The organism is Mucilaginibacter sp. NFX135 (assembly GCF_048565145.1).
GTDB lineage: Bacteria > Bacteroidota > Bacteroidia > Sphingobacteriales > Sphingobacteriaceae > Mucilaginibacter.
The window spans coordinates 45,224-69,570 of the sequence record NZ_CP183412.1; the positions used below are offsets into that span (position 1 = coordinate 45,224).

General features: G+C 42.2%; 16 protein-coding genes. 3 read left to right on the top strand and 13 right to left on the bottom strand.

What is annotated here, in order from left to right:
• Positions 1 to 173: 173 nt before the first annotated feature.
• The 6 genes from ACNURT_RS00230 to ACNURT_RS00255 all read right to left on the bottom strand — a co-directional run bounded on the left by ACNURT_RS00230 (position 174) and on the right by ACNURT_RS00255 (position 11,501).
• On the bottom strand, positions 174 to 3,461 hold the full coding sequence (locus tag ACNURT_RS00230; RefSeq protein ID WP_419700037.1) for a VCBS repeat-containing protein: 3,288 nt from the start codon (positions 3,459 to 3,461) through the stop codon (positions 174 to 176).
• A 13-nt stretch (positions 3,462 to 3,474) separates the two neighbouring features.
• Positions 3,475 to 4,404 carry a GyrI-like domain-containing protein gene (locus ACNURT_RS00235; protein WP_419700038.1) on the bottom strand — a complete coding sequence of 310 codons (930 nt, stop codon included), beginning with the start codon at positions 4,402 to 4,404 and terminating at the stop codon, positions 3,475 to 3,477.
• Positions 4,405 to 4,527: 123 nt separating this feature from the next.
• Complete coding sequence (locus ACNURT_RS00240) at positions 4,528 to 6,060, bottom strand: RagB/SusD family nutrient uptake outer membrane protein (protein WP_419700039.1); 1,533 nt, start codon at positions 6,058 to 6,060, stop codon at positions 4,528 to 4,530.
• A 32-nt stretch (positions 6,061 to 6,092) separates the two neighbouring features.
• Positions 6,093 to 9,038: a SusC/RagA family TonB-linked outer membrane protein gene (locus ACNURT_RS00245; protein ID WP_419700040.1), complete on the bottom strand. Its 2,946-nt coding sequence runs from the start codon at positions 9,036 to 9,038 to the stop codon at positions 6,093 to 6,095.
• 595 nt (positions 9,039 to 9,633) lie between these two features.
• On the bottom strand, positions 9,634 to 11,259 hold the full coding sequence (locus tag ACNURT_RS00250; protein ID WP_419700041.1) for a DUF6377 domain-containing protein: 1,626 nt from the start codon (positions 11,257 to 11,259) through the stop codon (positions 9,634 to 9,636).
• A gap of 110 nt (positions 11,260 to 11,369) precedes the next feature.
• A complete protein-coding gene (locus ACNURT_RS00255; RefSeq protein ID WP_419700042.1) occupies positions 11,370 to 11,501 on the bottom strand; it encodes a trehalase family glycosidase in 132 nt (43 codons plus the stop codon).
• A gap of 434 nt (positions 11,502 to 11,935) precedes the next feature.
• On the opposite strand from ACNURT_RS00255, the gene ACNURT_RS00260 reads away from it, so the two are divergent.
• On the top strand, positions 11,936 to 12,412 hold the full coding sequence (locus tag ACNURT_RS00260) for a YybH family protein (RefSeq protein ID WP_419700043.1): 477 nt from the start codon (positions 11,936 to 11,938) through the stop codon (positions 12,410 to 12,412).
• 416 nt (positions 12,413 to 12,828) lie between these two features.
• Here ACNURT_RS00260 and ACNURT_RS00265 read toward each other — a convergent pair whose 3' ends face one another.
• The 5 genes from ACNURT_RS00265 to ACNURT_RS00285 form a co-directional block, all read right to left on the bottom strand.
• On the bottom strand, positions 12,829 to 13,299 hold the full coding sequence (locus ACNURT_RS00265) for a carboxymuconolactone decarboxylase family protein (RefSeq protein WP_370998507.1): 471 nt from the start codon (positions 13,297 to 13,299) through the stop codon (positions 12,829 to 12,831).
• 307 nt (positions 13,300 to 13,606) lie between these two features.
• Positions 13,607 to 15,637 carry a PAS domain S-box protein gene (locus ACNURT_RS00270; RefSeq protein WP_419700044.1) on the bottom strand — a complete coding sequence of 677 codons (2,031 nt, stop codon included), beginning with the start codon at positions 15,635 to 15,637 and terminating at the stop codon, positions 13,607 to 13,609.
• Between the two features lie 218 nt (positions 15,638 to 15,855).
• Positions 15,856 to 17,376, bottom strand: coding sequence for a RagB/SusD family nutrient uptake outer membrane protein (locus ACNURT_RS00275; protein ID WP_419700045.1), 1,521 nt, complete (start codon positions 17,374 to 17,376; stop codon positions 15,856 to 15,858).
• A 10-nt stretch (positions 17,377 to 17,386) separates the two neighbouring features.
• The gene (locus ACNURT_RS00280; protein ID WP_419700046.1) at positions 17,387 to 20,722 is read right to left on the bottom strand and encodes a TonB-dependent receptor; all 3,336 of its coding nucleotides are present in this window, start codon (positions 20,720 to 20,722) and stop codon (positions 17,387 to 17,389) included.
• A gap of 204 nt (positions 20,723 to 20,926) precedes the next feature.
• Positions 20,927 to 22,093: a FecR domain-containing protein gene (locus tag ACNURT_RS00285; protein ID WP_419700047.1), complete on the bottom strand. Its 1,167-nt coding sequence runs from the start codon at positions 22,091 to 22,093 to the stop codon at positions 20,927 to 20,929.
• A 139-nt stretch (positions 22,094 to 22,232) separates the two neighbouring features.
• Between ACNURT_RS00285 and ACNURT_RS00290 the strand changes: the two genes are divergently transcribed.
• Positions 22,233 to 22,817 carry an RNA polymerase sigma factor gene (locus ACNURT_RS00290; RefSeq protein ID WP_419700048.1) on the top strand — a complete coding sequence of 195 codons (585 nt, stop codon included), beginning with the start codon at positions 22,233 to 22,235 and terminating at the stop codon, positions 22,815 to 22,817.
• Between the two features lie 65 nt (positions 22,818 to 22,882).
• Here ACNURT_RS00290 and ACNURT_RS00295 read toward each other — a convergent pair whose 3' ends face one another.
• Complete coding sequence (locus ACNURT_RS00295) at positions 22,883 to 23,293, bottom strand: hypothetical protein (RefSeq protein WP_419700049.1); 411 nt, start codon at positions 23,291 to 23,293, stop codon at positions 22,883 to 22,885.
• A gap of 3 nt (positions 23,294 to 23,296) precedes the next feature.
• A complete protein-coding gene (locus ACNURT_RS00300) occupies positions 23,297 to 23,845 on the bottom strand; it encodes an RNA polymerase sigma factor (protein WP_370998498.1) in 549 nt (182 codons plus the stop codon).
• Positions 23,846 to 23,958: 113 nt separating this feature from the next.
• Here ACNURT_RS00300 and ACNURT_RS00305 point away from each other — a divergent pair, with 113 nt between their 5' ends.
• Positions 23,959 to 24,306, top strand: coding sequence for a hypothetical protein (locus tag ACNURT_RS00305; RefSeq protein ID WP_370998497.1), 348 nt, complete (start codon positions 23,959 to 23,961; stop codon positions 24,304 to 24,306).
• Positions 24,307 to 24,347 lie beyond the last annotated feature (41 nt).

Below are 24,347 nucleotides of genomic sequence, written 5' to 3' on the forward strand. Positions count from 1 at the left end.
GTAAGAACTGCATGCAGTATCGACTCACCCCAACATCGCTTCGCTCGTCACCCCTCTCTAGGCTTCGCGCATAGAGGGGATTTTTAATTCTTTTTTTCTTTACCCTCTTTGCGGCAAAGCCGCAGAGAGGGTGGTCCAGCGAAGCGTAGACCGGGTGAGTCGCTTTATTCATATCAATTATTCCATTTAAAAAACCGGAGCGGCTTGTTATTAATCGCGACTACGTATATGACGCCCCTTGCCGTTTTTATCGTTTTAATATCCCGCACCTCACCAAGGAGTAAAAATCCGGAGGATACGACAGAGTTATTGATGAATTCCTTCTTATTATTCAGCAGCATCACATCGCCATAATCGGCATCGTACTTGCCCTCATAGGGTAATACGCCGCTAAAATTACCGCCGGCCAATACACCTTTATTGTTTCCTGCTGTAAATGCAGCGAGACTAAAAAGCGGCGCTACTTGTGCCGACGATGGGAAAGTTTTAAATTCAAAATGCCCCTGCCCTTTGTTATAAAAAATGCCCGACTGGAAAGATGCAGCTTTTAATGGCTTACTGTCATTTAATGAATCGCCAAAAAGCTGTTCAACCGTTTTACCAGCAAAATCATGAAAGTATAAAAACTTCTTTTTAATGAGCGGTACCTGCTTTTCAATATCCCCTTTGCCTAAAAATGTATAATATTTTTGATCGATCCCATAAGCGATTATTGGATCAATAGTGCCGTTCTTATCCAGATCCGAGAGGTAGAGTTTTAATGGATTATCAAGTGTTGGTTTTAGCTTGGAATTGCAGCCATAGTTACCGGCCAGTATATCTATTTTACCATCGCCATCCACATCGGTTAATACCACTTTTTGCCACCAGCCCGATAGCTGATCCATTTCGGTTTGATGCTGCTGCACCAGTTTACCTTTTTTGTTGAGGTATATTTTTATGGGCATCCATTCGCCAGCCACTACCAGGTCGGGCCAGCCATCGTTATCCAGATCGGCAAAGGCGGCAGAGCGCAGCATTCCGGCATATTTCAATTCATCGGGAACTTTTACCTGATGATATACCCCATGCCCATCATTCATGAACAGGTACGACTCTGGAATCTTACCGAAACCAAAACTATCCGGCGCGCCGCCCACAAAAATATCAGGGTAACCATCATGGTTCAGGTCCGCAACGGCTACAGCTGCTTTATTTACGTTGATAGATGGAATGTTTGCAGAGCGCGTAAAATGGCCTTTGCCGTCATTCATATACAGCCTGTCGGCCAGTTCCGGTACTCCGGTCTGCAGTTCGTTGCCGCCGCTGGCTACATACAGATCGGGGAAGCCATCATGATTGGCATCCAGAAAAACGGCATCCACATCCTCACTTGCCGAATCTGTTACAAAAGCCGGTTGCACCGAAGATTTAAAATCGCCGCCTGCTGTTTGAATAAACAAAGCGCCGGGCTGGTTACGGGCGCTGCATACATAAAAATCATCCAGGCCGTCGTGGTTTACATCGGCAACAGCTATCCGCGGTCCTTCGGCCGAAAGCATGTGCGGAATGAGTGGCTGCGGGTTAAAATCCACAAAATCATCTTCCCGGTGCTTCCAGTTGGTATGAATGGTATTGGTAATTTCCTGAAGCAATGGTTTTGGCGACGGGAAGAATTGTTTATAATCAAACTGACCTGTCACGTTACGCTGATCGATTGTTAATTGCTGATTAGCTTTTACATTTTTGAATAACTGCATTGCCTGATTGGGCCAAACGATCAGCACACTATCCACACTCTTGCTGTTACCTAAACCAAAATGCAGCCTTGGTTCCACCGCCGACTCGAAGCCACGGGTAAGCATCAATTGTTCATATTGCATTTGCCCGCCGCAAAAAACATAAGCTTTTACACCTATACCAAAATCATTATCAAACCTGCCCGTAAATTTGAGACTGAGATAGGATGTTTGGGGCGAATTATTTTTATAGATCCCGGCTTCGTGGTTCACGTTATTGGTCACAAGGTCGAGCCGGCCATCGTTGTCCAGGTCGGCGTATACAGCACCATTGGCTAAGCCGGGGTTTCCCATTCCCCAGTCGATACTTTTATCGGTAAACTTTTCATTGGCGTTTCCTTTAAATAAATAGCTGTGTACGGCACCTATTGGCATTTTATCCAACACCGTGCTATCAAAACCCCGGCCGCTGTTCAGCATTCCCTGTACCTGATCGTTGGAAACATAGGTTACGTAATCCATATCCAGTGCGCGGCGTTTGATGCCGTTAGCAATAAACAGATCTTTAATACCATCGTTATCAAAATCGGCCAATAATGGGCTCCAACTCCAGTCGGTAGCATAAACGCCATCCATCAGAGCCACGTCGCTAAAAGCCTCGCCATTGCCCATATTTTTTTGCAGGGCGTTGCGCGAATATTGATCCTGAAAACCATTGCGGGTGATCTTGAATTTATACTGATCATAAGACTCATCGCCTCCATAACTTTTCAACACGGTTTCTTCGGAGGGAAGCATATCGGCGGTGATAATATCCAGCTGACCGTCATTGTTAAAATCGGCCATATCATTACCCATGCTGAAGCGGCTATAATGATTAAAATGATTGGCTCCCGATTCGGTGAAAGTTCCGTTATGGTTATTGATGTAGTAATAATCATTCTCATGAAAATCATTACCCACGTAAATATCCTCCCAACCGTCGTTGTTCAGGTCGCCAATAGCTACCCCTAAACCATAACCCAACGCACTGCTGTAAATACCCGCTTTTTTGGTTACATCTGTAAAATGACCGCCGGCGTTCATAAATAATTTACTTCCCGCCAGTTTATTTTCGATTTTGCGTGATGCCGTATCCCCATAAACCGCTACGGAGTGGTCCGACTGGTTAAGCAGGTAACAATCCAATTTGCCGTCGTGGTTATAATCAAAAAATACAGCCTGTGTAGAGAAACCCGAAAAATCAAGCCCATACTCGGCCGACCGTTCGGTAAATGTGCCGTTATGGTTATTGATGTAGAGCAGGTTATGCCCCTTTAAACCCAGCTTCCCGGCCACTGCGCATACATAAATATCCAGGTAACCATCGTTATTCACGTCGGCCATGGTAACGCCGGTGCTCCAATCGGCAGAACCCGTGATACCTGCCTTTTGGGTAATATCTTCAAACTTGAAATTACCTTTATTGAGATATAGTTTATTACCACCTTTTTGATTGGATGTAAAAAACAGGTCGGGTAGCCCATCGTTATTGATATCACCAACAGCAACACCACCGCCATTATAATAATACAGGTAATCCAGAATACCCGGTCGTTCGTTATCGCTTATGCGGTTTACAAAATGGATATTAGTTTGCGTGGATGATAACTGCTCAAAAAGCGGCGGAATGGTTGGTTTCTGTTTACATGCTATCAGGCATAAAAACAATAAGCCTAAAAAATAAAATGATCTGTACCGCATTGTTTGAGCGCTGTTAAAGTACCGGATAATTAAGCTGCATGTTAACTATATCATCGTCGCCTGTGGGCGTTTTATTATCTAAATATTTTTCAAATGGCGCAACCTGTTTTTGCAAGATATGATCACGCAGGTATTTTTCCATGGCGTTATACAGTTGTTGTCTTTCGCTGTATTTGCCCTTGTAATTGCCAACCAGCACTTTTCCGCCTGGCATATGCATCAAGGTAATATCACCGGTTGAATTTAATTTTTTATCTACAGTGATTCCTACCAATAGTTGTAATGAATCTGTTTTTCGCGGGTAGCCAACTGAAAATAGCCCCGGTAAAGCTTGTATATTGTTTTGTGTTATAAAGCTATGCAGTTCTTTTACTGCTTTTGCCATATCGGGATATTTGTTTTTAGCCAGGATAGTTTCTTTTTTTACAGCCAGATAGCTTTCATCAACATTTTTCTCACGGATGTTAAACCCGTAATATAATCGGGCATTTTCCATAAAGCTTTTCAATTCTTCGGGTATATTCAAAATACTTCCCGATGAGCTCAACTTTAAAAGAAACCATTTACCAACATTGTTTTTAACATCAACCATTACCGTGGTAGTATTATTCTTACTCCCCGGAATTACCGTGTAAAAATATTCATGATCAATGTGGTTTAATGTTCTGATAACCTTAAAAGTATTGGCGTTTATAATTTCAACTTTAAACGTTTGTTCCGGTGTATTGATCAAAAACCCTGAGCTATCTGCTACTGATTTATCTTGTTTAGTAAGGTTATATTCATTACGGATATCGGGCTGCCAGCGTTTCCAGTTATTGGCTGATATAAACTGTTGACAAACATCGAAATAATTGGCCCCGATGTCGATGCTGGCATGTTGCCTAAACGGGATAAAACCTATGATGATAAGTAATACGAGTGCAATTACCGTTGTTTTCATGTTATGCGTAAGCTGAAAACCTTTATTACTGCCATATGCCTGGTTTTGTTCAGCATTTTAGTAAAAACAATGGAACAGTTTTAGGCTGTTCCATTGTTTTTATTGGTATATCAAATATAGTAATCAATAACCCGGATTTTGGGTTAGTTTAGAATTAGCGATGATCTGTAAATTCGGGATTGGGAAGATGTAGGTATGGGTATCAGCATCCTGTGTTTTACCAGGAAGACGAGCCCCACTCCAGTATTTGGTACCGGTTGCTACTTCAAAGCGGATCAGGTCATTTCTCCTCCAGCCTTCCCAGGCCATTTCGCGTCCACGTTCTGCCAATAAATTATCATAAGTCAGATCGGCAGGAGTCCAAATCGGCACACCCGCTCTTTGTCTTATCGCATTAATCAATGGCAAAGCTGTGGCAGTGTTACCCTGATGCAGATCTGCCTCGGCTTTCATTAAATAAGCATCAGCTAAACGAAACCTAACACCATCATTACTTGAGTTTGGGAACGAACCCGGTTCTGGTGCGTACTTAACGCTACGCACACCAGCAAATTTGAAGCTATCGGCTGGGTTTGAGAGTTCATTAACATATGGGCTGAACGATACTTTCAGACCAGTGCCCTTATCCGTTAGTGGTGCACCTGCAGAGCTAAACTGCTGCCCTACAAGAAACATTTTCTTGCGAACGTCGGCGTTTGTGAATGACAGGTAAAATGCCCGCGGTGAGCAAAACCCATTGTAAGGCTGGCCCAACAGATCAAATGTAAACTGGCTGTTGTAGTTAAGCGTATAAGCTTCGATCTGGTTACCGGTAATATATGTTTTATCAAATGGGATCACAAATATATTCTCAACGGACCCATCATTAGAAACCGCAAAGTTGTCCAAGAAATTAGGCTGCAAACTATATAAGCCCGACTTAATAACAGAGTCTGCCATGATAGAAGCATTTGCCCACTGAGGGGTGCCGGTATAAACCTGCGCATTAAGGTATAATTTAGCTAATAACATATAGCCTGCGTAACGGGTCATGTGGCCATAGTTACTGGCCGCTTTTACCGATAATAATGGCACATTAGCTTTCAAATCGGTTTCCAGAAAAGCATATACATCCTTACGCTGTACAGTTACCACCTTGCTCGGGTCTGTATTGAAATCGGTTACCAAGGGTATATTTCCATACATATCCATCAGATAGAATATATAGTAATCCCGTAAAACCTTTACTTCGGCATTAATAGAAGCTATGTTGGATGGCTTTGTAGGCAGGTTATTTAATATATTCAATATAAAGTTTGCCTTGGTAATACCTGTACTCAGGTTGTTCCAACCATCATTAAACGTTCCGATATCCGGTGTAAAGGCATGTTTCCATAGCGCCTGCCATTTACCTCCGTCAAACCAGTCGCCACCGCGTGTCGGCACGATCATTTCGTCTGTGGTTGCCTCATTTGATTGAAAAACTGCTTCAGTTTGTAAAGGCACCAATGCCGCGTAAGCCGGGGCAACACCAGCAGCTATTTGAGCAGGCGTTTGGTAAAAGTTTTCCGTCGGTACGTCGTTATATATATTTTTTTCGAGCTTTTTACAAGACACGATCATACTGCCCAGGGCAACCATGGACATTGTGAAAATTAAAAATCTATTTCTTTTCATCTCTTTATAATTTTAATTACAAACAGTTTTACCTATTTGAATGAAATATTTGTTCCCAAAGTAAACGTGCGTGTTTTTGGATAATAACCATACCCGCCGTAGTTGGCATCTATATAAGCCTGGTCGTTTTCTGCAACGGTAACCTCAGGATCAAGACCCTTATATTTTGTAATTACAAACAGGTTGTTGGCAGCCACGTATACTCTCAGGGTACTAAATCCTTTCACATTTTTAAAGTCGTAACCTAATGATGCATTATCCAAACGGAGGAACGAAGCGCCTTGCAGCCATCTGTCAGATGATACCGGACCATCTTTGGTTCCATTGGTTAAAGCTTCTTTGGTGGTATTATTACTTGGGAGGCGCGTAACCGTTTCCACATTCAGCAAGCTGTTGTTGAATAATTTCTGCCCGTAAATGCCTCTGATAAAGAAATTCAGGCTCCAGTTTTTATAATTAAAGCTGTTACTTAACCCATAATTAAACTTAGGACTTGGATCGATATAATATTTTTTTGGAGAGCCGTTTTGCGCCAAAGTCTGGCCATCAAAGGTCTGGTTTCCATTGGCATCATTTCCGGTATAATGTGGCAGATAAAATAAGTTAGGCGCATAACCGGGTCTGAGGTAAGTGATAGGATCCGCACTTAAGCCGCGGCCCTTGGCGTAACCAACCGGTATTTCATCGGTTGTCAGCACATTACCATTGTAAGTACCCGACAGGCTTGTAATACGTGTTTTACTAAAGGCGATATTACCATTAGCGGTCCAGTTTAATCCCTCACCTGTAAGTATTTTGCCGGTTAGCGCAATTTCGATCCCTTTGTTGGTCAATGAACCTACGTTAGCCAAAATACTATTATAAACAAACGGAGGCGTTGGCACCGAGTAATTATACAGCAGGTTTTTGGTCTTATCGTTGTAATAGTTAATGTCACCCGATAAACGATCATTGAATAAAGAGAAATCCAAACCTATATTACGGCCATGTCTTTCTTCCCAGCGTAAGTCGGGGTTAGGATTTTGAATTGGCGAATAAGCCGAAAGGTAACTTTTAGTTACCGGGTCATAGAAACGGGTTGGGGTACCGCCCGGAGTTTGTGAATTAACTAATCCCAGTGTTGAATACGGACCAATAGCTTCGGAGTTACCTACCACGCCATAGCCGGCTCTTAACTTCAGATCATTGATCCAATCCACATCACCTAACAAGTCCCTTTTAAAGCGGTAAGCTAAATCAAAAGATGGGAAATAACCAACCTGGTGGTTTGATCCGAACTTGTTTGACTCATCACGACGAATAGATGCAGTTACGTAGTATATACCATCGTAGTTATAGTTTACACGGGCCAGGTTCGATCTGATCTTGTATTCGCTTTTGTTGGAGCCAATAACGTTAAAGGATGGGTTACCACCACCCAGATTATTATCCAAATTTGCAGGCACCAGAAATTGTTGTCCGCCCGCATTAAAAGTACTGTACAAATAATCATTATACTCACCCACTAAGGCTGCAGATATGGTGTGTTTACCAAAGCTCCTGTCATAATTGATGTGCACATCGCCTTTATAGGAATTGGTGTTATAGTTATTATCAGTGGCGGTGTTAACATTGCCCTCATCCGGGAATACAGGCACAAAATAATGGGTTTGTACGTTGTTACGTGAAGTTGTTCCAAATACGCCAACTTTCAGGCCGGGGGCCAATGTGTAATTGATATTGGCATTAATGAGCGTTAGGTACTCATTATTGGTATTTAATATCTGGTTAAGGTGTTCAACCGGATTAGCCAGGTTAAATCCTGTGAAAGTGTAATATGACCCGTTAGTATTATACACAGGAAAAGTTGGCGGCGCGTTAAACACATAGCTTATACTGTTATAATCGGTTAATTTACGTGTAGTGTTTACGTTTGATATGCCAAACTGAATATCCAACTTATCATTAAGCGCCTTTTGCTCAGCAAAAAAACGGATACCCAATTGTTTTTTACCGCTGTTGATTACTACACCTTCCTGATTCTGGAAATTAAGTGACGCACGATAAGTGAAGCCACTGGCGCCACCTGATATAGCCAGGTTATTGCTATGGGTATAAGCTGTACGTGTTACGGCTTTTTGCCAATCGGTATTACCGCCAGCCTCTAAACTTTGCTGAAAGTTAGGTAAAGCACGAAATTCACTTGAGGTTAATAAATCATAATATTTGCTTTGTTTTGACAAACTTCCGTAACCATTATAATCAACCTGGGTTTTGCCGGCGCTGCCTCTTTTGGTATTAACGATGATGACACCGTTGGCACCCCTTGCACCGTATATAGCGGTTGCGGAAGCATCTTTTAGCACATCATATGACGCAATATCACCCGGAGGAATATTCTGAAATTGAGTCGGATCATCTAATTGGATTCCATCAACCACAAATAATGGCGACTGGCTTCCGGTAAGTGATGTTTGCCCGCGTAAACGAACGGTCGCATTCTGATTGGGGTCGCCACCACCCTGGGTAATTACCAAACCTGCTACTTTACCCTGAACTTGTTGAAGTGGGTTGATGATAGCTCCCTGGTTAAAATCTTTGGCGCTAACATTGGAAACGGCACCCGTTAAATCCTTTTTACGCGAAGATCCGTAACCCACGCTCACAATCTGCACTTCGCTTAAGGCGGTTGCACTGCCTACCAAAGCAATATTTATGCTTGTTTTACCGGTAATGTCAACTTCCTGCTTAACATAGCCAATAAATGATACAACAAGCGTATTATTTGAGGCCGGCATGGAGAGTTTAAAACTACCATCGGGGCCTGTATTGGTGCCAATGGTTGAGCCTTTGGCTACGATGGATACGCCAGGCATCGGCGAACCATCATGAGAGTCTGTAACCTTGCCGGTTATTACCTTATTTTGTGCCAATGCAGGCACAGCAAAAAAGCAAAAAATGGCAAGACAGCTTACTTTAAGTAAATTTTTTAGCTGCATAAATTTAGATTTAGTGTTTAATTGGTTTGTTATAAATGTAAACTATTAATTTATCAAAATAAAATAACTATAAATGTTATTTTGTACTAATAAATATTAAGTAACTGGCAATTAATTTATTGCGAGAGCTACAGTTTCATTATTACGGAGGGCTGCATGTTTTAGTAGGCTTAATATTCATATTCAGGTTTGTTTTCAAATCAAAAATTACATCAATACACCATGCCAATAACCGGCAAAAGCATTTAGTCCATTTACTGCAAGAGATATGATCTTTTGCAAGGCTGGTGGTAAACCACCTACATGAAAATTTAATTTATTATGGGTTTATATTTATTAGCTGGATGGATCATTTATCATGAAATATTTAAATTATTTTACATGATATAAGATCACCTCATACAAAGTAATATGCAGATGAGGGCATTACCTATTTTTTTTGTTAAAATATAAAAATATATGGCTTTTTTAAAAATCAAATAACTGACAATGAATGCTTTAAAAAAACAAACCTTTTAAAAAGTATAAATAAAATTTAAGCGTATTTAAGCAGGTTTTAAGCGCATTTTATGCCTAAATCAGTTATTTACCCGGGCTATGTTTTGCTTAATACCTCTACTGCTTTTATAGCCATTATTTTTTGATCGAACTGATCGCCTGGAAGTATGGATTTTGCCTTAATACGCATTCTATACACATATATGGTATTTACAGAATATTCCAAAATATTGGCAATGGTTTCATTATCGCTTATCCCCATGCGTATCAGCGCAAATATCCTGAGGTCGGTATTCAATACTTCATGATCACGGGGCCATATCTGGTCTTCCTGTTTAAAAAGGGAATTAAAAACAGTAATAAAATTGGGGAATATTTTTAAAAAAATATGATCGAAAGTATAGAATAATAATTCGCGCTCTTTTTTAATATTTATTTCATTAACAGCCAGTTGTATATCGTCATATTTTCTGGACAGCAGCTTTCTGTCAATATTTCTTTTCAATTTTTCGAGCTTGAGAATATAGCCCGATATCACATTAAAAAAATAGCCGATGTACTCTTCTTTGATGTGCGTATCCTCAATCAGCTTATCGTTGATGCTTTCCAGTTGCTGATTTTTTTCTTCGATGATCTTTTCTTTTGCTTTTAGGCGCTTGAGCTGGTTAAATATGATAAAGGCTACCATGAGCACCAAAAGCGAAACCGCGGTAATAGATAAAAGATATACCAGGAATTTGTTTTTCTCCTTTTCCATCAAAACCAGCTTTTGGGCGGCTACCACAGGTAATACCGCGCCTATCTTTATTTTGCGGAGCCGGGCGCCATAATATTCTGCATCGTTCATGGCCTGGTCAACAAAGGTGTAGCCATCTATAATATTACCGGTACGGTACAGCAAGTTGCCCAATTCAAAACTGGCTACGGTTTCTTTTGTTGATGACCGGATGTCATTGATAACACCGATAATCAGCAAATTGGTGCGTTCTTCTATTTGCGAAGGATCACGGTAAAAATTACTTAAAGCTGTAGCTATCATAGCTATCTGATGTGTGGTTAATGGGACATGGTAAAGCAAACGGCTATAATATACCGATGGCCTTTTTGTATCACCTAACCTTACCTGTTTATCACCCTGATTCCTTAACCATTCATAGGAGTTGGGTTTACAAAGCGCTATGGTTGAATCGAGGTATTTGAGGGACAGAGAGTTATTATACTGGCTATAAAACGCGTTATCGTCATAATCTGCGATGTCTGAGTGTGCCCTGGCTTTTAGCGAGTAATATTCAATTTTGCCTTCATTATTCAATAATTGAACGTTGATACCATTAAAACAATCAAAGGCTTCTTTAAACATCCCGGCCGAAAGCAAAATGAAACCCAGCTTCATCTTGCAATCATTTTGTTTCGGCGTATCTTTCAGTACTTCACTGATATCCTGCATTTTATGAACATAAACAAAAGCCGAATCGAACTGATAAACCTTGAACGCTTCATATATTTTGTTGCATAGCCTGTACCTGGTGTTTTGATCAGTTAAAGGGGTAGCCGCTAACGCTGTTCTGAGATTTTGTATGTCGGCCTCTTTTTTATCGTCGTAAATTTTTTTCCTTGTAAGTTCCTGCTTTAATACGGTCAGCAGGCTATCTGTTTTTGATGATGCAAATGTGGTGATGGATCCAAAAAGTACAAGAAATAAAATTAGTATATAAACTCTCATAGTAAATCGATTAACTGATATGGCGTACTGCAATGGCTTAAATTTGTATTAAAAAAAAACGGCGTTATCATTAATTACACACCAAAAAAAGGGTATTTGTTTAAAAACTGTTATAACTGGTCAACCTGGTAATGATTTAATAAATTAAGCAGCACGCCGTTTGTCCACCCAAAACCATCCTGCAGCGGATACTCATCCCCACCGGCCTTTGATCCTGTATCCAGCACATTATATTTTTCCATGAGCTACGCTTAGGTATGGCATCAACAAATATCTTATTATCCGGGAATATATCGGTAAGCTGCACCGTCTCAAACAAACCCGGATATAATTGCCCGGGAGTACGGTTTTGGGAATATGTTAATAAAAAACCAAATAACAGTACTAATGTTAAAAGCGCTTTTCTCATGCCTCAGTCAATACAAATGGAAATATGAAGGTAAATAAAAAGCGCAAAATATGTCAAGAGGGGTCAATAATTAACATTTTGGCATGTGATGAGTCAATTAACAACCCGGCTGTTTAAAAACAGGAGGCAATTACTGCAATTACGCTAAGGATCAAAATATTTAACTCTTACCGCACCTGTTCCGTTTTGTACAATTTATCGGTTTAGCGGCTCATTATTTTTGAAACAGATTATTTAACAGATCAATAAAAATTAATTCAAAAAAAGATGAACCAGTTTTTAGGAGCGATGCCCATATGGGCTATATTTACGATGTGTTTCCATATTCAAAACCCGAAGACAGAAACGCAATCAAACTTAGCGGAGGCTAAAAAAGCTATAGCTGCAAGCAATCAGATCTATTTCCAGGCTTTTGTAAAAAACGATCCGGCCATTTTTATTAACCGGTATGCAGACGACTGCCTGATCATGCCGCCCAACATGGAGCCGCTGCACGGAGCTGCCGGGGCACGTCAATTTTTCAAAATGGCATATGAGCAGTTTGGCTTACGCGATGGTAAATTTATTACCACAGCCGTTTATGGCGACGGAAGGACATTTGTTACCGAAGAAGGATTATGGCAATCATTTGATGCAAAACACCGGCTTTTTGATAATGGAAAATTCCTGGTGCTTTGGAAAAAAACAGTAAAAGGATGGAAAATGTTCAGGGATTCTTTTAGCAGCAACCGCCCCAGGAAGTAATAAGAGAATTTATCAGTGCTAAACTTGCGCCCGGCTGTACCCATAGGAGCCAGGAAGAATAGTATGTTTCCGATCAAACTCCTCTCTTGAGAGAGTAATAGCCCATGAAAAGACAGCTGTCCAAAAAAGGGTGTCATGCTGAGCTCGTCGAAGCATGGCGGGCAGGCCTCTGCGCTCGACCTTTCGACGGAGCTCAGGGTGACAGCCCTCCTTTTTCGCGTTTTTCTTTCATTATGCCTCTTCATGGGCTATTACTCTTGAGGGGGGTCCGTTGAGTTGTGTAGTAACAGGGGTGTGTTAATGAAGTAAATAACACACCCCTTCACCCCTCTCAAGAGGGGAATCGCGCAGTCTTCCGCTTTTTTCGATCTTCCCGGCACCTGTGGGTACAGCCACGCAAATTAGGCGGCTATTTTTTATGCCTGTACCTTATAAGCCCCGGGCTGATAGGTACCAACCTTTGCCGGAAACGCGATATTAAGCCGGTTATAACTATTGATAGTAATGATGGCCATAGTCAGGTCAATCAGTTCCTGTTCTGAGAAATGCTTGCTGGCCTGCTGATAGAGTTCATCAGACACTGAACCTTCGGCAACTTTGGTTAAGGCTTCGGCCCAGGCCAGCGCAGCGCGTTCACGTTCGGTATAAAAAGGGACTTCGCGCCAGGCACTCAGCAGATATAAGCGCTGTTCGGTTTCGCCTTCTGCACGGAGATCTTTGGAGTGCATATCTAAACAGAAAGCGCAGCCGTTAATTTGTGATACGCGGAATTCAATTAAATGTAAAAGTGATTCCTCAACCGGTGATTTGGCCAGGTAAATAGCTAAACCATATATAGCTTTCATTGCGGCCTGGCCTTTTTGATGTACATTAAGTCGTTGTTCCATTTTTTTGATCTTTAATAATTATTGAAATATTTGATTTATATACCAATGATGAATGAGATCAGGAAAACTGGACATTATAGAATAAAAAAAGTTAAAAATTATTTTTTATGGCTACCCATGGAAAACATAGGGCGCAGAATCGACTCACCCTGACAGCGCTACGCTTGTCACCCCTCTCTCCGCTGCGCGCATAGAGGGGTTTGCTTTCTTTTTTTCTTTACCTTCTTTGCGGCAAAGCCTTAGAGAGGGCGGTCCAGCGAAGCGTAGACCGGGCGAGTTAATTCTGCGAATGCAATTGCGTAAAGTATTATATATTGAGCGGTATCTCGAAGAAAAATGTGGATCCCTTTTCCGGCTCGCTATTCAGCCAGAGCTTACCATGATGGCGGCTGATGATCTCTTTGCTGATATACAAACCTATACCAAGCCCCGATATATGGGAGGCCAGTTCTTCTACCCGGTAAAAGCGCGAGAATATGCGCTCCTGGTGTTCTTTCTGAATCCCCATCCCATAGTCCTCCACTGATACCCTAACTTTATCAGGCGTCACAGCAATGGCCACATTCACTAATTTTTCGTTGGGCGAATATTTTATGGCGTTTGAAAGCAGGTTTACAATAACCTGTTCAATCCGTTGTTTATCTGCCGAAATGATGATCTCCTGTTCTGGCTGCTGCAATATGATCTGGTGCGTTTTGGTTGAGTACTGGATCAGCTCAATAGTTTCCTGCACAATTTGCGTTATGTTGAAATTGCTGAAAGACAGGGGCAATTGCCCCGTCTCTATTTTTGAAACATCCAGTAAGTCTGATATCAGTTCTGACAGTTTTTTAACCTGTAACAAGGCTTTCTGCAAAAAGGGTTTATTACGGTCTGTATCCGGAAGCGTACGGTTCAATATTTGTAAATAACCACTCAAGCTGGTTACCGGTGTTTTTAACTCATGACTTGCCAAACCGATAAATTCTTCCTTTTTATCGTTAAGCTTCCTAATTTCCTCGTAAAGTTTGGTGTTATCCAATGCAATAGCCGCCTGGGTAGCAACGCCCGATACCAGCTGTTCATGTTCCCTGGTAAATTTAGCTGCTTCGGGATGCCCATAAAACAGACCGCCTATTACAGTACCCGACTTGGAAATTACAGGCACGGCCAGGTAACTCACTACCTGTAAGTGGCCTTCAGGCATTCCAAAGAAAGGACTATTATGCCCATACCTCGGATCTTTGGTTATATCATCGGCACGAACAATAGCTTCCCCTGTAAATGTAGGATGAAAGACGGCCGTGTTCCGGGGTATCCCGAACCGCTCAAAGGCTTCTCTTGGCGCGCCCGATAAAGCAAACAACATATAGGATTCTCCGGCCTCGCTCTCATCATTATAAAAAAATGCGCCAAATGCCGCGCCGATCAGCCGGGTGGTTGCGTCGGTTACTTTTTGGAGTATCTCACTTACATCCATGCGCTCCGAAATAATTTTCCCCAATGCATTCAATACTTCCAGATTTTCCGCATAGCGTAATAACCTGGCCTCCGTTTCTTTCTGATGGGCATTATTACGAATGATCTTAGCCGCCCCGATAACCCGGCCTGTATTATCCCTGATAGGAGAAACCGATATAGAAACCGGGATCTCCAGGCCAGCTTTAGTTACCCTGAAAGTTACATAATGCTCCACCTTTTTGTTATTCCGGATCCTTTCCAGAATAAGGTCCTCCTCCTCCAAGCGGTCCTCGGGGATCAGCATGGTAATATGTTTCCCGATAACGTCTTTTTCGGTATAACCCAGCAAATGCTCTGCCGCCGGGTTCCAGCTGGTAATAATGCCTTCCAGTGTTTTACTGATGATGGCATCGTCTGACGACTCCACAATAGCCGTGAGCTTGGCACTTTTTTCTTCGGCCAGTTTGGCCTCGGTTTGGTCAACAATGGTGCCTATAAACCGCTCGGGCTCCTGTAACTTATTAAAATAGACTTTCCCCTGTGCCCTTAGCCACCTTATCTCCGGCTTATCAAACCTGATGATGCGATAGGTCATATCATAGCTATGATCACCAAGCGGATCCATAGCTTTTTTCATAGCACACTCCAGGGCGTCCCTGTCGGCCGGGTAAATATGTTCGGTAAACAGTTCAAAATCTATTTCGGCTTCCGGCGGTAAGCCGTACAGATGTTTACATTCATCAGACCAGGTAAGTTCACCGGTCAGTGGTTTGTAATCCCATGTACCTAAATTAGCAGAAGCAATGGCCATGCGTAACCTGGCCTCGCTCTTTTCGAGTTCGGCTTCACGTTGCTGATACTGTGCAAGCTGTTGCTGTAAATAGGTAAGGCTTTCCATGGTATAGATACAAAACTAAGTTATTGAATTTTGATTTCTGCCAATAAAAACCATAAAAATTGATTATTTTATCATTATTTAATAAGCTATTTGCTTAATATGAAAAGACCGCAACAAATAACTTAATTAAAGGGAAACATTCCTGATCGCTTTTTATAAAAAAAACCGGCAGTAAAACTTTCACTGCCGGTTTTTGTCCGTTAATAGTTAAGTAGCCATTATTTATAATCCGGATTTTGGACCAATACACCTCCGCTCTTGTCAATTTCTGTTTGAGGCAGCGGCCAGTGATAAAACTTATCTTCAAAGTGATAGTTGATAAGGGTGCTTTTTACCGCGTTAAGCACCGGGCCGGCAATGTGCCATCTTAACAGATCATAATGACGCAGGCCTTCAAAAGCAAGCTCAACGCGGCGTTCATGCCGTATCCTTTCGCGCATTTGATCTTTGGTGTAGCCTGCCGGGTATGGCGGCATATTTACACGAGCACGCAGATCGGTCATCGCCTGGTAAACGGTGGCATCCGGACCAGCGATCTCGTTCTGAGCTTCGGCATACATCAGCATCACCTCGCCCAAACGTAATACTACGGCATCCTGCTGGCTCAGGGTTGAGAAACCATAAGGCATATTATTAGGCTCCAGGAATTTGATGGTACCGTACCCGGTAGGCCTTAAGTTAGATGGGTGATATACTTTTCCCGGACCAAAATTAACAGAATCGGCATATACGGTTTTCGCCAGCCTTGGGTCGCGGTTATTGAACTGGTTTTTGGTATCGGTTAACGGAGATGTGCCATAAGGCTGACCATCGGTACATTCAAACGCATCAACCATATTTTGCAGCGGAGCACAAGCGTCCCAGTCGCCATAGTACATATCCCAGGGTGTAGTATTGTTTGGCGCCAGGAAATTAATAGAGAAGATGATCTCCGTATTATTTTTTTGTGTGGCATCCCTAAAGATATCCTCAAAATTGGCGCTCAGTTTATACTGTCCCATCAGGTCCTTGCACAGATCCCTTACTTGGGTAAGTATAGCTGGATCAGGAGTACCGGTATTACCGAAAGCGGCAAATAACAACACCCTTGCTTTTAAGGCTTTTGCCGAAGATGCAGCCGCATGCCCGCCATTGGCATAATAGGCGGCGGTGTTCAAATTGGCAATACTATAATCCAAATCGGTAGTGATCTGGGCCAGGATTTGCGAAGCCGGTACTTTAGGCTGTTTCTGGGTACTCAGATCAAGCGGCTGCAATACCAGTGGTACATCGCCATAAATGCTGTATAACTGAAAATAGTAAAAAGCGCGAATAAATCTGATTTCGCCTTCGTACACTTTTCTTTGCGCATCAGATATATCACCTCCCTTGTAATTAGCCAGGTTTTGGAGGAATAGATTTCCCCGCGCGATGCCGGTATAGCTATCATTATAAATACTGGTTTCGTAACCGCCTGTAGTGGGGTTAAAATTACCCTGAACAAAATCTTTAGAACTACCCGAGTTAAATTGATTATATCCATTGTCTGTAAAACAATCCCTGAAGCCGATGCCAACGGCAAACTCCTCTGCCTGTAAAGAAGCGTAAACCGCTGCGAGAGCCTGGTCAAAATCAGCTTTTGTTTTGTAGAAGGTTGGAGTAGCTATCTGATCTGTGGGGTTTAGATCGAGCGCCTTTTTACATGCGCCTAAAAACAGCGATGTAATTAATATGATGGTTATTATAATTCGATTTTTCATGTAGGGCTAATTATAAAGTAACATTTAAACCAAAGGAGTATATCTTGTTTTGCGGGTATTGTACCCCGTCGCCGCTGCCATAACGTTCAGGATCAAGACCCTTGAATTTGGTTATGGTGAATAAATTATCACCGGCAAAATAAACCCTCAACCTGTTAATACCTATCTTTTTGGTTACCTGTGCAGGAATGGTATAACCAAATACCAGGTTTTTAAGCCTTAAATACGATGCATCCTGCAGGAAGAAAGTAGATCGGCGACCGATCTTATCCGGCGCGCTCTGACCAAAATAAATGCGCGGCATAGTGGTTGACGGATGTTCAGACGTCCAGGCATTTAACCAATCTGTTGTTGGTGCAGCGCCCTGGACAAAGGGGATAGTTCCCCAACCAGATACATATGATTTAACCCCGTAAACTCCCTGGAACATGGCTGACAAGTCAAAGCCTTTGAAACTTGCGCCAAGATTAAATGAATAGTTCAATTTAGGGAAAACGCCACCAATGATGGTACGGTCATTCTGATCAATTTTACCATCACCATTCACATCCTTATATTTCAGGTCGCCCGGCAGTGTTGAGTCAGAAAATTGCTTAGGAGAATTAGCTACCTCTGCTGCTGATTGGAAAATACCGATCACCTGCAACATATAAAATGAATTTAGCGGTTGCCCGTTTTGATTAATGGTATAATCGCCGATCTCTGTTTGACCAAATTTTACCAGCTTATTAGCATTATGATCAACATTAACACCCACGTTATAAGCAAAGCCGCCTAAAGCGCCGTCGCGTATAACATTATTGTATGACAGGCCAAGCTCAATACCACGGTTGTTAACTACACCATCATTAATAGTAGGAGCGCCTAAACCTAATACCGCGGTAACTTGCGCGGTCCTTAAAATATCTGATGTGGTTTTATTGTACCAATCGGCAGTTAAACTAAGGTTTCTGAAAAGGGTTATATCCAAACCAATATCGGTCATGGTGGTAGTTTCCCATCTGATAACCGGGTTGTTCAGGGCTTGCTGCGCTACACCTGTTATAAGGGTTGAATTATCAAATGAGTAATTTCCGGTCAGGTTCAGCAAAGCCTGGAACGGATAGTTACCAATATTCTGATTACCTACCTTACCCCATGATCCCCTAAGCTTAAAGTTATCAAGCCAGGTTAAATTCATAGCTTTTACAAAAGGCTCTTCTGTGGCCCGCCATCCAGCAGAAAAAGAAGGGAATACTGCCCATTTATTAGCAGGCGGGAATCTTGAACTTCCGTCATCACGAATATTACCTTCCAATAAATAGCGGCCTTTATAATCATAATCCAATCGGCCGAAGTATGACATTAAAGCCCATTGATTAGATGTACCGTATGCATTTTGTATATCAGAACCTCCCGCGTTTAATTCCTGCAGATCCAGATCAGGGAAGTTTTTGCGATAGCCTTGTAAATATTGATATTTGCTTTGCTCAATACTGTAACCAAACTGTGCTTTAATGTTATGACCATGAAAATCATGCGCATAATTTAAATAGCTATATAAGTTGGTATAAACGGTTTGCTCATCCTGGTCGGTTAAGCCTTTACCCAGGTCCAATGTAGATTGCAGCTGGTTGGTCTTGAAATTGTATTCATCAAGGGTTGCTTTAAAATCCATGTATTTATCCATATTAAAGTTCACGGCACCTTTGGTATACCAGGAAAAATCCTTATTGAACTGCACTTCAACCCAGCCTTGCGCGTTTACCGCATAATCATTAGTCACCCGCTTATAATTTTGATCCAGTACTGCTATCGGATTCTTATTGTTATATTCAAAGTCATAGGCTTTGTAGGTGTAATGTCCGCTGCCATCAGTTAGGTAAGGCCCATAAGTAGGCGCTTGTGACATGGCCGAAAGAAAAAGGTCCATAGAGGAACCATCCCATTGGCTGGGTGATGAAGGGTTACCTGCTACAGCATCCCTTGTACCTGATTTTAATAATACGTTGGTACCGAATTTAATATGATTGTTAACCTTAGAGGTTAAATTGATACGGGCACTATAACGTTTGTAATCAAAGCCGCGCTCAATACCATTTTGATTAACATAACCCAACGACACATTATAAGTGGTTTTATCATTACCGCCGCTAAAAGTAAGGTTATGATTTTGAGTAGGCGCTGTTCTGAATATCAGGCTTAGCCAATCGGTATTAGGGTAATGCAGCCTGTCTGTACTGTTACGGTACAGGTCGATCTGATCCTGTGGATAAAGGGAACCCGGATCTGTTGTACCGCTGTTAATACGGGCCTGGTTAAACATCTCCATGTACTGGGCAGAGTTGGTTACCAGTTTATACATATTGGTAGGGCTGTAAAAACCCACATTGCCATCATAACTTACCGACATTTGTCCGGCCTTACCTTGTTTGGTAGTGATGAGCACCACACCATTGGCTGCCCTTGAGCCATATATAGCTGTGGAAGCAGCATCTTTTAATACGGATACATTATCAATATCAGTTGGGTTAAGATCACTGAAATTGCCGGGTACTCCATCAATTAACACCAAAGGATCTGTACCGGCGCCGCTAAAGGTACCAGTACCACGAACCCGGATGGATACGCTCTCATTACCGGGTTCACCAGAACCAACATTTACCGCTACACCGGGAGCTAACCCCTGAAGCATAGAGGCCGGATTCACCACCGGACGTTTATTCAGGTCATTACCATTTACTGTTGATACCGCTCCTGTAAGGTTTACTTTCTTTTGTGTACCGTAGCCTACCACTACAATTTCATTTAATGCCGATGGTTGCTCTTTAAGCATCACATCAATTTGGGTTTGGGTACCTACCGCGATCTCTCTTGACGCGAAACCCACAAAGCTGAAAACCAATACAGCACTGCTGTTGCTTACCGATACTTTATAACGGCCATCGATACCGGTTTGGGCGCCGGCATCGGTACCTTTTACCTTAACGGTTACACCCGGCAAAGGCACACCTTTATCGTCTGTTACCTGTCCGGTAACCACAATATCCTGGGCAGCATGGGCCTCGGTCAGCTTGGGGGTAACCACAATGGTATTGTTATTCACTACATAACTAAACGGCTGATTCTGGAAGCATTGTTTTAACACGTCGCTCAGGTCGGCGTTTTGCAGGTGCACGTTTACCGGTACCGCCTTTTTAAGTAGCCTGGCGTTATAAAACACACTGAAGCCGCTTTGCAGGTGAATTTCCTGCAGGGTTTCGGCCAGGGATGCGTTATTTTTATCAAGGCTGATCTTTTGTGCAAATGACGTGGCTGCGCTCACTTGCAGTACGGTAATCAGGCACAAAAAAAACGACAATTTCATAATCAGAAATAATTTAGATCTAAGGCAGGGCCATTCCCTGCATCTTATTGCAGCAGATTTTTTATACATTTGAATGTTAGGTTAAATAATTGGTTATGAGAAATATGATCATTAATTGATACCTGACAGCTATTCAAAGCTTTATACCAGGGGCGCTGCGAACGCTCCTGGTTATAAACAGGTAAACATTATAGGTAAGGAAAGTTACTTCATAATGATTACCCTCCTTCCCTCTATCTTATAGTGAATAGAACGGGTAAGTACCATCACATCCAGCAACTCATTTATGCTTTTGTATTTGGATACTGTACCGCCAAATTCATTGTTTTTCACTTCGTCATCGCGATATTCCACGTCAACATCATACCAGCGGCTTACTTGCTTCATCACGTCGGTAATATTCAGATCATGGAATATAAAAAGGCCGTTTTTCCAGGCCATTATTTGCTGAATATCGGCTGGGCTTACCTTGATGGTGGCGCCGTTAACAGCATCGCCCTGTTGGCCAGGCGCCAGCATTACCGCCGAACCGCCGCTGCTCATCCGCACCGAGCCTTCCAGCAGTGTCGTAGTTACCTTATTGTTATCTCCGTAAGCGTTTATATTAAAGTGGGTACCAAACACCTGCACTTTTGTGCCGTTTGCCTGTACAATAAATGGTTTAGCTTTATTCTTGGCTACCTCAAAATAGGCTTCGCCGCTTAGTTCAACCTCGCGGGTAGCACCAATAAAGGCTTGCGGAAACTTAATAGATGAAGCCGCGTTGAGCCAAACCCGTGTACCGTCTTCCAGTACAACCTGGTATTGCCCGCCCCTGGGTGTAGTAATGGTATTAAATTCGGGCGTTGCAGCGGCGGCAGTATTGTTGTTTGAATTGGTGAAATGATACACCAGCATACCATTCCCGGTTTTACTTACGGTAACACCAGGCCTGGTTGCCAGCTTGCCGTTTTGGGCATCATCAAGCACAATGCGCGAGCCATTGGCTAAGGTTAAATATGCTTTGTTGCCGCCGGGTAATATGGGCGGCTGTACTTTATTTGTCAGCTTTACAGTACCAGTTTCCTGATTTTTTTTACGCTGCATAAAAAACAGCCCCGCCAACAACACGGCCACAAAAACCGCGGCCACCTGCAGCCAACGGTATTTGGTAACCTTACGTGAGGGCAATTGAACTATTTTACGGTTATCGTTTAATCGCTGCCATATGCGTGTACGCACATCTTCTTCCTTCACCAGGTCATCATCCAAGCCCTCTTCGGCCAATGTCATTTCATCTCGGTATGTATCCAGCAGCTTTTTTTCGTCGGCTGTACATTGTCCGCTCATGTACTTTTCGTACAAAGCAAGGAATTCTTCTTTGGTTATCATTAGGCTGTAATAGCAGGTTTATACTTTGTTAGTGTAAATTTTATATAGACACACACATCAATTTTTAATTTTTTTTTCGGTTAATCATTAATTGTCGAATTATTTGGCAGGCTTTTTCTAATTTTATCCAACCAGTTGTATGTACAATTCCCCGATTAATGACGCTGAGCTGTGGCTTGCCATCCGTAGTGATGACGAACAGGCTTTTGCCGTGCTTTTTGACAGGTACTGGTTACGGCTGTATAAAACGGCTCTGCGCTACCTGAAAGACCGCGAAGCCAGTGAAGAAGCTGTACATGATGTATTCCTGAATATTTGGAACCGAAGGCATGAACTCGAGATTGAATCATTTCCCAATTTTTTATTGACAGCTATCCGTTACCAGGTTTATAACCGGTTGCGGGCGGTAAAATCGCCGGTTGTTTTAAGTATTTCCGATGATGGGATCAGCGAGTTATTGGATCACAACAAGGGCGAAAGCCGGATCAGCGATCAGGAGTTGCTGTATGAATTAGGACAGTACCTGGAGCAGTTACCTAAACGCTGCCAGGAGATTTTTCAGATGAGCCGTATCGATCATCTTTCCAACCAGGAAATAGCCGGTCGCCTGGGTATCTCTAAGCGAACAGTCGAAAACCAAATCACCATGGCGCTTAAACATCTGCGGGGTTGTTTCAAACATGTGTCGGTTATTATGGCATTGTGGTATATTTTTAAAAAATAGGATTGTCGCATAGCCAACTCACCCGGTCTGCGCTTCGCTGGTTTTTAATTTTAACATATAAACTCTCAGTTCTCTTCAACAACCCTCTGCTCAAACATCAAAGTACCTACCAGTATCAACGAGCCGAAAATAAGCAGCCATTTATATCTAAGCATAGCCAATAAAAATTGGTTTCCGGAATTAAGATCTATCAGGGTTAAAATACCGTAAGCCATGCCCAAGCCTGCTATTATGCCAAACAAGGCCAGTAAATTAAAGCGAATATCGCTTCGTCTTTTTAGTTTTATTTGGAGCTGACGACTAACTGTTGAGACAAAATTAAAAGGCAAACCCTGTTCTGGTTCTGTATTTAATTTTTGAAATAAAGACTGATAGCTTTCCATCTGCTGTTTTTCTGAAGCAGATAACATATCGCCGGATGGCTTTAACTCACTATCCAGCAGTGCCTGGATCTGTTCATCGGTCAGCTTTTTCATGATTTAATTTTTAAGATCGTGTTCAATTTTTTCTTTCAATAATTTGCGGGCCCTGAAAAGGTGGCTTTTAACCGTTCCTTCGGGAATGCCGGTGATCTGTTCAATTTCGGGGCAGCTAAACTCGTTTAAATGGTATAAGGTTAAAACTGTGCGGTATTGCAGCGGCATTTGCGCAATCAGCAGGTTAACATAAGCTGCTGTATCTTTTTTCACCAGTTCAGACTCAGGGCTATCTTCACTAAAATGATAATGATCTATATTTTCCGGATAATCAGCCTGCCGGGCTGCCTTGCTTTTTTTTACATGATCAACAGCAGTTAAATAGGCTATCCGTGCAATCCAGGTGGCTAACTTGGATTGGAAACGGAATTTAGGGAGGCTTTGATGTACTTTAATAAAAACTTCCTGGCAAATGTCCTCCTTATCCTGCAGGTGTTGCACCAGGCGATTCACTACAAAGAAAACCAGCTTCTCATATTGTTTAACCAATAATTCAAAAGCGTGGAAATCTCCCTTTAATATCCTGGAAACAACTTCCTTTTCATTAAACATATTATAGTAGTCTGTTTCGGCCAGCTAACGGTTGCAAAAATTAAAGAAAAATATTTGCAACCGTTCTGTTATTTTTAAAGACTACTGTATCAAATCATTTAAATTAAAACATCATGAAACAGTTAATGCCTTTTATCATTCTTATCATATTCTTTATCCTCATCGCCATATTCATTCTTGCCCTGTATAACTACCGCTTAAAGAAACGCATTATTGATGCAGGCCCCTTAGATGAGATTGGTCTTAAATTTTTACAGCAGCTTTCGGGCTTTGGCACCGAAGCCATGAAATGGGCTATCATCCTGTCAACTACAGGTTTGGGGCTCATCGTTATGCAGTTTATCCCTTACAGCGCCGAAGATTCACCGCTTCCGTACGGGGTAGAAATGTTATTTGTGGCTGCCGGGTTCTTCCTGTACTATCTTTTCATCCGCAATCATCGCGATAAGCATCCGCTTTAATTCAATCATCGGGTAGTTTACCCTAAAAAGCATTCCCGGTA

Bases quoted from the DNA above. Each gene is read 5' to 3' on its own strand.
- ACNURT_RS00230 (WP_419700037.1), bottom strand. From the start codon at position 3,461: ATGCGGTACAGATCATTTTATTTTTTAGGCTTATTGTTTTTATGCCTG.
- ACNURT_RS00235 (WP_419700038.1), bottom strand. From the start codon at position 4,404: ATGAAAACAACGGTAATTGCACTCGTATTACTTATCATCATAGGTTTT.
- ACNURT_RS00240 (WP_419700039.1), bottom strand. From the start codon at position 6,060: ATGAAAAGAAATAGATTTTTAATTTTCACAATGTCCATGGTTGCCCTG.
- ACNURT_RS00245 (WP_419700040.1), bottom strand. From the start codon at position 9,038: ATGCAGCTAAAAAATTTACTTAAAGTAAGCTGTCTTGCCATTTTTTGC.
- ACNURT_RS00250 (WP_419700041.1), bottom strand. From the start codon at position 11,259: ATGAGAGTTTATATACTAATTTTATTTCTTGTACTTTTTGGATCCATC.
- ACNURT_RS00255 (WP_419700042.1), bottom strand. From the start codon at position 11,501: ATGGAAAAATATAATGTGCTGGATACAGGATCAAAGGCCGGTGGGGAT.
- ACNURT_RS00260 (WP_419700043.1), top strand. From the start codon at position 11,936: ATGAACCAGTTTTTAGGAGCGATGCCCATATGGGCTATATTTACGATG.
- ACNURT_RS00265 (WP_370998507.1), bottom strand. From the start codon at position 13,299: ATGGAACAACGACTTAATGTACATCAAAAAGGCCAGGCCGCAATGAAA.
- ACNURT_RS00270 (WP_419700044.1), bottom strand. From the start codon at position 15,637: ATGGAAAGCCTTACCTATTTACAGCAACAGCTTGCACAGTATCAGCAA.
- ACNURT_RS00275 (WP_419700045.1), bottom strand. From the start codon at position 17,376: ATGAAAAATCGAATTATAATAACCATCATATTAATTACATCGCTGTTT.
- ACNURT_RS00280 (WP_419700046.1), bottom strand. From the start codon at position 20,722: ATGAAATTGTCGTTTTTTTTGTGCCTGATTACCGTACTGCAAGTGAGC.
- ACNURT_RS00285 (WP_419700047.1), bottom strand. From the start codon at position 22,093: ATGATAACCAAAGAAGAATTCCTTGCTTTGTACGAAAAGTACATGAGC.
- ACNURT_RS00290 (WP_419700048.1), top strand. From the start codon at position 22,233: ATGTACAATTCCCCGATTAATGACGCTGAGCTGTGGCTTGCCATCCGT.
- ACNURT_RS00295 (WP_419700049.1), bottom strand. From the start codon at position 23,293: ATGAAAAAGCTGACCGATGAACAGATCCAGGCACTGCTGGATAGTGAG.
- ACNURT_RS00300 (WP_370998498.1), bottom strand. From the start codon at position 23,845: ATGTTTAATGAAAAGGAAGTTGTTTCCAGGATATTAAAGGGAGATTTC.
- ACNURT_RS00305 (WP_370998497.1), top strand. From the start codon at position 23,959: ATGAAACAGTTAATGCCTTTTATCATTCTTATCATATTCTTTATCCTC.